A 10,536-nucleotide genomic window follows, 5' to 3' on the forward strand; every position below is an offset into this window, starting at 1 on the left:
GGCGTGCACTCGGGCGCGCTGACGGCAGGCAATTTCGTCTTCGACCAGACGCCGGTGGTCAACAATGCCGGCACCATGACGATCGGCGACGGCGCCTTGCTGCCGCTGAGCGGCATGATCAACAATAGCGGCCTCATCTCGCTGGACTCGACCGGCGGTGAAACGCTGCTGCAAATCATCCAGCATGGCGTGACCCTGCAGGGCGGCGGGCAGATACTGTTGTCCGACAGCGCCGCCAACGTGATCTCCGGCACGGGGCCGGACGTCACTCTGGTCAATGTCGACAACACGATATCGGGCGCCGGCCAGTTGGGCGGCGGGATGCTGAGCCTCGACAACCAGGGCACCATTATCGCCTCCGGCGCGAATGCGCTGGTCATCGATACGGGGGGCAGCGTCGTCACCAACTCCGGAACATTGGAGGCGACCGGTTCAGGTGGACTGACGATCACCGGCGGGCTGGCGAATTCCGGCATGCTGTTGGCCAATGGCGGCGACATAGTCATCCATGGCCAGGTCACCGGCGACGGCGATGCCACGATCGGCAACCTGTCGAAGCTTGAGTTCGGCAGCGCCTCGTCGACGGATGTCACCTTCGCGCACGATGCGGCCGGCACGCTGCAGCTCGACGATTCCTTCGATTTCAGCGGGCGGATCGGCGGCATCACCAATGACGACAGGCTTGAGCTCGAGGACATCCTGTTCGGCGCGGGAACGACGGCCGTCTACCAGGCAAACCAGGATGGCAGCGGCGGAACGCTGACCGTTTCGGACGGCACCCACGGTACCGCGCTGCATCTGGTCGGCAGCTACGATGCGAACGGCTTCAAGCTTGCCGATGACGGCCAAGGCCATACCGCCGTTTCGTACAATCCGGCGGAATTCACGCTGACGGGCGTTGGCAATGGAGCAATTTCAAGCGACTTCGTGGTGTGAACCAAAAGGCCGCCGCCAGCGGCGGCCCACCTGGCCTGATGCGTATCGAGTGGGGTTCTGGACGTGGATAGCAAATCTCGAATTGTGAAGGATGCGCTTCGGGCCTGCCGCCGCTATTTCCTGGTAGCGGCGGCGTTCAGCCTGGCCATCAATCTGCTCTATCTCGCGTCCCCACTCTACATGCTGCAGATCTACGACAGGGTCGTTACCAGCGGCAGCGAAACCACGCTGGTGATGCTGACCCTGGTGTTGCTGGCGGCCTTTCTTTCGCTGGCCGGCCTCGACCTGGTGCGCGCCTCCATCCTGACGCGTGCCAGTGCGCGGCTCGACCGGCTGCTGTCGGCAAAAGTCCTGGCCGCGTCGGTCGAGACCCCATCGCCCGGCTCGTCGCCGAGCCAGCCCATCCGAGACTTCGACACGTTCAGGCAGGTCATCACCGGCAGCGGCATCCACGCTTTGTTCGACCTGCCATGGTCGCCCATCTACATCGGCATCATCTTCCTGCTGCATCCCTGGCTCGGCTTCTTCGCGCTGGGCTGCTCGCTGCTTCTGGTCGCCATGGCGGTGCTAAACGAATATATCGTGCGTTCGCCGCTGAAGCAGGCCAACGACCTGGCGACGACCAACTATAATTTCACCGAGATGAGCCTCAGAAACGCCGAAGTCGTTCGCGCCATGGGGATGATCGACGGCCTCATCCGCCGCTGGGGACGCGACCGCAATTTGGCGCTGCGGCGCCAGGCGGAGGCAAGCGATCGCGCCGCACTGATGTCGGGTCTGATCCGTTTCCTGCGGCTCACCATGCAGTCGCTGATCCTCGGCCTCGGCGCCTATCTGGTGATCGAACGGCAGATCACCGGCGGCACCATGTTCGCCGCGAGCCTCTTGCTGGGCCGGGGGCTACAGCCGGTCGAGCAGATCGTCGGCCTTTGGCGCAGCCTGATCCTGGGGCGGGCGGCGTTGGCAAGGGTCGAGAAGCTGGTCGACGGGGGCGCGCAGAGCGAAAGATCGTTCAACCTGCCCAAGCCCACCGGCAAGATTTCGGTTGAGCAGGTCAGCTTTGCAATTGCAAGCCAGCAGAAAGTGCTTCTGCGGGACGTATCGTTCCGGCTGGAAGCAGGCGAGACGCTGGGAATCGTCGGCCCTTCCGGCGCCGGCAAGTCGACGCTGGCGCGTCATCTCGCGGGCGTCATGCAACCCAGCCGTGGTACCGTCAGGCTGGACGGCGCCGACCTGTCGCAATGGGGACACGACGCGCTCGGCGACCACATCGGCTATCTGCCGCAGGATATCGAACTCTTCTCCGATACCGTCGCCGCCAACATCGGCCGCTTCAAGACCAATGTCGACCAGGAGGTCATCGAGGCCGCGCGGCTCGCCGGCGTGCATGAGATGATCATCCGCCTGCCGCAAGGCTATGAGACGCAGATCGGCGAAGGCGGCGCAGTGCTGTCAGGAGGATATCGCCAACGGATTGCTCTTGCCCGCGCAGTGTTCGGAACTCCGAACCTGATCATTCTCGACGAGCCCAGCTCCAATCTCGATGCCGATGGCGACCGCGCGCTGAGCGACTGCGCGATCGAACTCAAGCGCCGCGGCAGTACGGTGATCATCGTCTCTCACCGGCCCTCGACCCTGGCGAATGTCGACAAGATCCTCCTGTTGCGCGATGGCGCCGTCGAGGCCTTTGGCATGAGAAACGAGATCGTGGCGCTCCTCAACCAGCGCGCGGCGCCAATGGCGGTGGCAACGCAATGAGCCGTGTTTGGAGAGAGCGATGAGCGACGGCGCGCTTACCTACCGGAGCCTGCCTGGCGACGCCGGTATTCTGGCCCCGGATTCGATCCGGGTGCCGGCCTATATAGGTCTGCTGATCATCGTTGCTTTCTTTGGCATCTTTGGCGGCTGGGCGGCCTTTGCCCCGCTGAACGGCGCCGTGCTTGCCGACGCCATCGTCAAGGTGGATGGCAATCGCAAAAGCGTACAGCACTTCGACGGCGGTACGGTGAAGGAGATCCGCGTCAAGGATGGCGACGTCGTCAGGAAGGGCGACATAATGCTGAAGCTGGACGACACCAGGATTCGGTCCGAGTTCAATCTTTATGCCCAGCAATATGCGCTGTTGCGCGCAACCGATGCCAGGATCCGAGCCGAACTGGACGGCAGCGAGGTTGTTGCCTTTCCCAAGGACATTCTCAAAGAGCACGAAGACTACCTTAGGGATGCAATGGCAAACCAGATCGCCGATCTGGAAAGCCAACGCGCCTCGATGGCCGGCGCCAGGCAGATCCTCGAGCGGCGCATTGCCGAACTCGAGGAGCAGATCCAGGGCAAGCAGTCTCGGGTCGAATCTTACCATGCCCAGTTGCAATCGACGATCAACGAGAAGGCCAGCCTGTCGAAGCTGCTCAAGGCCGGATTGACGACCCGCCCACGCATCCTGGAGCTGGAAAGATCCGCCTCGGATCTGCAGGGCCTGATCGATGAGAACCTCGGCGCGATCGGCGGCAGCCAACAGAGCAAAGCCGAACTCGAAAGCCAGATCGCACAATTGACAAATGAGCGCCGAGCCAAGCTGTCGGCCATGCTGATCGATACGCAATCGAGCCTTTCCGACCTCGTGCCCAAGATGTTTGCCGCCCAGGCTGCCATGGACCGAGCCGAGGTGCGCGCGCCGTATGACGGCCAGGTGATGGATCTCAGCGTCTTCTCGATAGGCGCGATCGTTTCGCCGGGCCAGACCATCCTCGATATCGTGCCGACCGAAAATTCGCTGATCGTCCAGGCCCAGATTCGCGTCGAGGACATATCGAACCTGCGACCCGATATGGCTGCCGAAGTTCGTTTCACATCCTACAAGCAGCGCTCAATACCCATAATTCATGGCCGCGTCTCCCGCATTTCGGCGGATCGCATTACCGACAGCAAGACCGGGTTTCCCTACTATCTTGCCGACGTAGCGGTCGATCCGGTGGAATTGGCAGCAGCCCCACAGATTGCGCTTTATCCGGGCATGCCAGCGTCAGTCATGATCGTCACCGAGGAACGCACCGCGCTCGACTACATTCTGGGCCCGCTGGTTGTGTCGTTCCACTCCGCCTTTCGCCAGAAATGACGGATTAGCCAAGCGACTTCGCTTTTGAGGTGATTCTGACGCAGAGCAGTCGGAGACAAGCCGACAACCAGTCGCTCATGGTCTGCATGTTCCCTGCCGACAGCCCCTCTGTTTCTTTGGTGCTGGATCTGATGATCCTAGATGTTTGATCCCGGGCTTTATGGAGCATCCTTGTCTCCCGAATGAAAGGATGCGCTATGGGCCAAGTTCTGCATGGGAGCGCCAAAACGACAGAGGCGGTCCGTCGAGCGATACAGCATAGTCAAGAGAACCTGAGGGGCTGGCCAAGCGCTACGGGATCAACCGGAAGACGGTTGCGAAGTGGAAGAGGCGAGCTTCGGTCGCCGATCTATCGACTGGTCCGAAGGAACCGAGATCGAGGGTGCTCTCGATTGAGGACGAGGCGGACATTGTCGCTTTCCGCCGCTACACGCTGCTGCCACTCTTCCGTACGCACGGAACTGCAGGACATCATTTCCGCCCACATCTGGAAGCCGACAACTTTTCCTGAATGAGTGTGCGAAAAGAATGCATGGTTCCAAGTCGGCTGGCGGTTTGCGCGCCAAGGCTGGTTTGATCAGCTGCACACTGATCGTGACGACAACTGCAACCGTCGCGAGCTCCGGTCCTGGGCCAACCGACCACATAAGTTTATTCGTTTTTGACCAATACGCGCCGGTGAATTCCTGTAATCTTCGGAACAACACCGGGACAACCGGGTCAACCAGAAAGGTCGGGGAATGAAATACGTCGTCGATACGATCGGCGGTCCCGCAGGCGGTGATGCCTGGCAAGCCGCTGTTACCGAAGCCTATTTTCCGCTCGACACCGAGTATCGGAACCGTCGCGAATTTTCAGGCACGCTGGAAACCTTCTCGCTTGGGCTCGTCAGCGTGTCTAAAATGCGCTGCGATGCCGTAAGCTATCGTCGCCACCGCCGCCACTTCCTCAACGAGCGTGACGCCAGCCTGCTCATCACGATCCCGGAGATGTCGGAGGTGAATTTCTCGCAAGGGTCGAGAACCGTCAATTGCAGGCCGGGGGGCTTTCTCGTCGAGCGGGGAGATGCGCCTTACGAATTCTGGCACGGCAAGCCAAACGCGCTGTGGGTCCTCAAGGTACCATCATCGAGCGTTCGGGCACGGATCGGATCCGCCGAACGGCTCAGTGCGCTCAGTTTCGACGCGACCCAAGGCATCGCCGCGCTCTTCCTCGACACGGTGCGAACCACGATCGGTCATCTCGATGAGATCACTGAAGTCGCTCGTGAGATGATGGGCAGGCACATCCTGGAAATGCTGTGCCTGTCGATCGTGAGCGACGATCGCGTGCTGGACAGCAGCATCTCGTCGATCCGGGCCGGCCATTTGCATCGTGCCGAGCAGTATATTCGCGACAATCTGAAGAATTCCGACCTCGGCCCGCAGGCGGTGGCTGATGCCTGCGGCATCTCCCTGCGTTACCTGCAGGTCCTTTTTCAGGACAGCAACCAGTCGATCAACGGCTTCATCCGCGACGCCCGGCTTGAACTTTGCGCCGAGGAGCTGATGTCGGTGACCAACATCAGCAGCGTAGCCGAGATCGCTTACCGCTGGGGCTTCGCCGACCAGTCCCAGTTCTGCAAGCACTACCGGACGCGGTTCGGCTGCGCACCGACGGATACCCGTCGCGAAGCAGCGAACCGGGCGGGCGGCTCTTCGGCCTCGCGAGAGCGCCACTAGTCCCGACGAAATCCGGGCCAATTCCACCATTCATGCAACGTCTCCCCGGCAAGGGGCGACGAAGGCGGGGCTTTGCCCGCAAGACCTTGCGAAGGAACTGTCATGAGCCGAATCAGAGTTGCCGTCGATGTCGGAGGGACTTTCACCGACATCTGCATCATGGACGAAGACAGCGGAGCGATCCGCATCGAAAAAACCGCCTCCACGCCTGACGATCCCATGCAGGCCATCATGAATGGCGTGGAGCAGGGGCGCATCGATCTTTCGGAGGTAACGATGTTCTCTCATGGTACGACGGTCGCCACCAATGCGCTGATCACCCGCCGTCTGCCGCGCACCGCAATGGTCTGCAGCGAGGGTTTTCGTGACGTTGTAGAGATCCGTCGCGCCAACAAGGAAGATCTCTGGGACACCTACAAAGATGTCGCCAAGCCCTATATCCCGCGCCGCGACCGGCTGACCGTCCGGGAACGGGTCAGTGCCGAGGGCACGATCCTGGAAGCGTTGGACGAAGAGGCCGCGCGCCGTGTCGCGGAGATTCTCAAGAAACGGCAGGTCAAGTCCATCGCCGTCTGCTTCATGAACTCCTATGTGAACGGCGCCAACGAGCGCCGCATGCGTGAGATCCTGAAGGAGGCAATGCCGGATCTGCCGGTCTCGATCTCCTCGGAGGTGATGCCGGAAATCTTCGAGCACGAACGTTTTTCCACCACCATGGCGAACGCCGTCTGCGCCCCGGTCGTCGTCGACTACGTGTCGCGTCTCGGAGAAAAGCTTGCCGACGCCGGATACAAGCGAGATCTCCTGTTGCTGCACAGCGGTGGCGGGGTCATGACGCCCGCGAGCGTCAAGGATTTCTCAGCCCGGCTCGCGGGATCCGGCATCGCCGCCGGCGCCATCGCAAGCCGCTTCATCGGAAATCTCTGTGGCTACCCGAACTCGATCGGCTTCGACATGGGCGGCACCAGCACCGACGTCTCGCTGGCCTGGAACGGGGAGTCGCGCATCACAAAGGACTGGTACATCGAATTCGGATATCCGATCCGCTTCCCCTCCATCGAGGTATTGACCATCGGTGCGGGCGGCGGGTCGTTGGCATGGCAGGACGAGGGCGGCAGCTTGCGCAACGGGCCGCAGTCCGCTGGCGCCTTTCCAGGTCCGGCCTGCTACAAGAATGGCAACCTCATTGCCACCAACACCGATGCCAATGTGGTGCTCGGCCGTCTCGGCACCAGCCTTGCGGGCGGCAAGATCACGCTCGACCCCGCTCTGGCCGCCGAGGCGGTTCAGGAGACGGTAGCGGAACCCTTCGGCATGGAACTCCACCAGGCGGCCGAGGCGATCATCGCCGTCGCCAACGCCAATATGGGCAATGCCGTCCGGCTTCTCTCCATCAGCCGAGGCTACGACCCGCGCGACTTTGCGCTGGTCGCATTCGGCGGTGCTGGCGCTTTGCACGGAGCGGCGGTGGCCAAGGAGCTTTCGATTCCAACCGTGATCGTACCGCCCAATCCCGGCGTTACCTCCGCGCTCGGTTGCCTTCTCGTCGACGTGCAGCACGATTTCTCCGAAAGCTTCATGGCCGATGCTTCGACTGTCTCGCCCGCCGAGATGCAGGCAGCCTTTGTTCTGATGGAAAAACAGGCGGTTGAGCGTCTGGGCCATGAGGGCGTGGCGCAGGAAGACATGGCGCTGCAGCGCACGGTCGAGATGATGTACCAGGGCCAATGGCGCTCGCTCGCGGTGTCAGCCCCGGCGCGGATCGAGAGCATCTGCCCGCTGATCGAGGCATTCCACAACGAACACGAACGCGAGTTCAACTACCGCCGCGAAGAGGCGCCGGTGTCGATCTTCCGCATCGCGGTCAAGGCGATCGGCATCGTCCCGAAAGCCGAGATACCGCGACACGAAGTCTTGCCTCATGTGCCCGAGCCGCTCGGCCGCCGCGGCGTCTGGTTCGACGGCGTATCTCATGATGCGGCTGTCTATGAACGCGACCAACTCAGCGCCGGCGCTGCCTTTGCGGGACCCGCCATCGTCGAACAGTTCGATTCCACCACCGTGGTTCCGCCGGGAATGAGCGCGACCGTCGATGGCTTCCTGAACATTCTCATCGTGACGAAAGGCTGAGACATGACAAAGCTGATTGAAACGGGCCCTGGCCTCGATCCGGTAACGTTCGAGGTGCTGAAGAACTCCTTCATCACCACCGTCGACCAGATGGCCGAACAGATGCTTCGCACCTGCTATTCCTTCGTCATCTACAACCGAGACTTTTCGAACGCCCTGCACGACGCCGATGGCAACTCCGTCGCCCAGGGCAACTACGACATCGCGGTCCATGTCGGCACACTGCACAACACGTGTAAGGAAGTGATCCGGGTCTTCGAAGGCGATATGGCACCCGGCGATGTCTACGCAATCAACGATCCTTATGCCGGCGGTACGCATTTCAGCGACGTTCGGCTCGTCCGGCCGATCTTCGATGAAGACAAACTGATCGGCTTCTCCCAGTCGAACGGACACTGGTCGGATCTCGGCGGCTCGGTGCCGGGCTCCTTCGACGTCACCGCCCGCGACATGTTCCGCGAAGGGCTGCGGATAACGCCGCTGCGCCTTTTCCAGCGCGGCCGCTTCTGCTCCGATGTTGCCAACATGATCGCGGCCAACACGCGCGATCCCGCATCGATCATTGGCGACATCCATTCCCAGGCGCAAGCGACGCAGGCGGCCGAGCGCGAACTGCTGCGGCTGGTCAAGAAGTACGGGCGCGGCCAGGTCATGCGCGGTATGGAGGAGGTTCAGGACTACGTCGAACGTGCCGTGCGAAAGCGTCTGGCGGAGCTGCCCGACGGCACCTGGGAGACGGTCGACTACATCGACCGGGATCTCGGTGCCGGCGAGGGCATGATCCCGATCCGCATCAAGATGACGATCAAGGGCGACACGATCCACTACGATTTTACGGGAAGCCACTCGACCATTGCCTCGATGTATAATTCCGCACCGGGCGCGACCTTCTCGGCCGTGGTCGCCGGCATGAAAACCTTCTTTCCGGACCTCCCGCTCAACAGCGGGTTTTACCGGATGATCGAGGTGACCGCGCCGAAGAACAGCATCGTCAGCGCGGAATGGCCGGTGGCGGTGACCGGGTTCCTGATGCCGTTTGAAAAGATCATGAACGCGATCTTCGAGATGTGGTCGAAGATCATGCCCGAACGCGCTATCGCCTGCGCCTTCAACCTCGAATATCTGCTGGCCGGGGGACGGGATGCGCGCAAACCCGAAAAGCCGATCTTCATGTTCTACGAATGGCTGCCTGGCGGCTGGGGCGGGCGCAACGGCAAGGATGGTGCCGATGTCACCACCGCCTGCTTCGGAACCGGGCTGATGTCGCAGCCGAACGAAGGCAACGAGCGGGTCAATCCCACTCGGACGCTCGAGTTCCAGATCAAGCAGGATTCAGCCGGGCCCGGCAAGTGGCGGGGCGGCGTCGGCGTGCAGAAGACCTCATTGCTGCTTGAGGCTGAAAATGCCGTCATGTCCTATATTTGCGACCGCGAGCGTGCTGTCGTCTGGGGTGTCGAAGGAGGCCTGCCGTCGATGCCCCACGGCTTGACCATGAAGCGCGCCGGAGAAGAGACCGAGATCTGGCTCGGCTCCGTATTCTCCGATTACTCCGTCCACACAGGCGACCAGTTCGCTCGTCCGACGGCCGGCGGCGGTGGTTTCGGCGATCCACTGCAGCGCGAGCCCCGCAAGGTGATGGAGGACGTGATCGACGACTACGTTTCCCTGGAGCGTGCCAGGACTGACTACGGTGTGGTGATCCGCGAAATCGACCGCGACCTGTGCCAGTACGAAATCGACGAGACGGCGACCGAAGCCTGCCGTACCGACATCCGGGCGAAACGGAAGGGCTGGGCACGCATGGATCCCGAGGAGGTCGCGCGCAAATACCGCTCCGGCGAGATCGATACGCTCGATGCGGTTCGGCACTATGCCGTGATCCTCGACTGGGAGACCGGCGAACTACTTCCCAAAACCACCGCCCAGTTCCGGGAGAGTTTTGAGAAACGGACCGTCACCCACTGGGTCTGAGCGCCAGCGAGCGCGCCGCAATCTTGCGGGCGCTCGCGGGATGCCAGAGTTATCTGTTTTTTCGATACCATATTCAAAGAATTACTATTTCACAGGAACCTAAAGCTGGAGCAACAATGTCGCAGCGCCGCGAAGGTTGGCTGCTCCGAGGGGTATGACAGATGGCACCAGGCGTGGGACGATCGTTCACCGCGGCCAGCACACTTGAAGAGGCAATGGCAGCACGCCGGCAGGGCGCGGTGGTGCTTGCAGGCGGCACCTGGATGATGCGTGATCCCCAACGCGGGGTCGACCTTCCCGACGCGGTGGTCGCACTCGACCGAATACCGGCCTTGTCCAAGGTCGAAATCGACTCGGACCATGTCGTGATCGGCGCAGCTGTTACCCACGCAGTCCTTGGCCGCGCATTGCATGGGGCAGCGGGCTTCGAAGGTCTGGTTGACGCGGCGGAGAACGCGGCCAATCCCGGTATCCGAAGGGTCGCCACCGTGGGCGGTAACCTTTGTGCCCTCGACTTTGCCGCCGCCGATCTCGCCCCTGCGCTTCTCGTCTGTGAGGCGACGGTGGAGCTGGAGACGTTCGAAGGCCCAACACTCATCGGTATTTCGGATTTCCTCAAAGACAGGCATGCGCTGCTGGCAGAGGCGATTGTGACGAGAATTC

6 protein-coding genes and 2 pseudogenes are annotated in these 10,536 nt (G+C 61.7%); all 8 read left to right on the forward strand.

Translation table 11 applies throughout. From position 1 onward, the window contains the following. Positions 1-936: pseudogene (locus tag ENZ74_RS09890) on the forward strand (adhesin); the annotation flags it as partial. 63 nt (positions 937-999) lie between these two features. Next, positions 1,000-2,694: a type I secretion system permease/ATPase gene (locus ENZ74_RS09895; protein ID WP_013533172.1), complete on the forward strand. Its 1,695-nt coding sequence runs from the start codon at positions 1,000-1,002 to the stop codon at positions 2,692-2,694. A gap of 19 nt (positions 2,695-2,713) precedes the next feature. Further along, positions 2,714-4,051 carry an HlyD family type I secretion periplasmic adaptor subunit gene (locus tag ENZ74_RS09900; RefSeq protein ID WP_063167461.1) on the forward strand — a complete coding sequence of 446 codons (1,338 nt, stop codon included), beginning with the start codon at positions 2,714-2,716 and terminating at the stop codon, positions 4,049-4,051. Between the two features lie 197 nt (positions 4,052-4,248). After that, positions 4,249-4,493 (forward strand): annotated as a pseudogene (locus tag ENZ74_RS09905) (helix-turn-helix domain-containing protein); the annotation flags it as partial. 298 nt (positions 4,494-4,791) lie between these two features. Continuing rightward, complete coding sequence (locus ENZ74_RS09910) at positions 4,792-5,772, forward strand: helix-turn-helix domain-containing protein (protein WP_013533169.1); 981 nt, start codon at positions 4,792-4,794, stop codon at positions 5,770-5,772. A gap of 102 nt (positions 5,773-5,874) precedes the next feature. Continuing rightward, positions 5,875-7,902: a hydantoinase/oxoprolinase family protein gene (locus ENZ74_RS09915; protein WP_063167462.1), complete on the forward strand. Its 2,028-nt coding sequence runs from the start codon at positions 5,875-5,877 to the stop codon at positions 7,900-7,902. A gap of 3 nt (positions 7,903-7,905) precedes the next feature. Further along, positions 7,906-9,873 carry a hydantoinase B/oxoprolinase family protein gene (locus ENZ74_RS09920; protein ID WP_063167463.1) on the forward strand — a complete coding sequence of 656 codons (1,968 nt, stop codon included), beginning with the start codon at positions 7,906-7,908 and terminating at the stop codon, positions 9,871-9,873. A gap of 161 nt (positions 9,874-10,034) precedes the next feature. After that, positions 10,035-10,536: FAD binding domain-containing protein (locus tag ENZ74_RS09925; RefSeq protein WP_206522271.1), on the forward strand; the 502-nt coding region annotated here is incomplete at its 3' end.

This window comes from Mesorhizobium sp. M7A.F.Ca.CA.002.15.2.1, assembly GCF_003998715.1.
GTDB lineage: Bacteria > Pseudomonadota > Alphaproteobacteria > Rhizobiales > Rhizobiaceae > Mesorhizobium > Mesorhizobium ciceri.

Excerpts from the sequence above, each read along its gene's own strand:
- ENZ74_RS09900 (WP_063167461.1), top strand. The coding sequence starts at position 2,714 with ATGAGCGACGGCGCGCTTACCTACCGGAGCCTGCCTGGCGACGCCGGT.
- ENZ74_RS09910 (WP_013533169.1), top strand. The coding sequence starts at position 4,792 with ATGAAATACGTCGTCGATACGATCGGCGGTCCCGCAGGCGGTGATGCC.
- ENZ74_RS09915 (WP_063167462.1), top strand. The coding sequence starts at position 5,875 with ATGAGCCGAATCAGAGTTGCCGTCGATGTCGGAGGGACTTTCACCGAC.
- ENZ74_RS09920 (WP_063167463.1), top strand. The coding sequence starts at position 7,906 with ATGACAAAGCTGATTGAAACGGGCCCTGGCCTCGATCCGGTAACGTTC.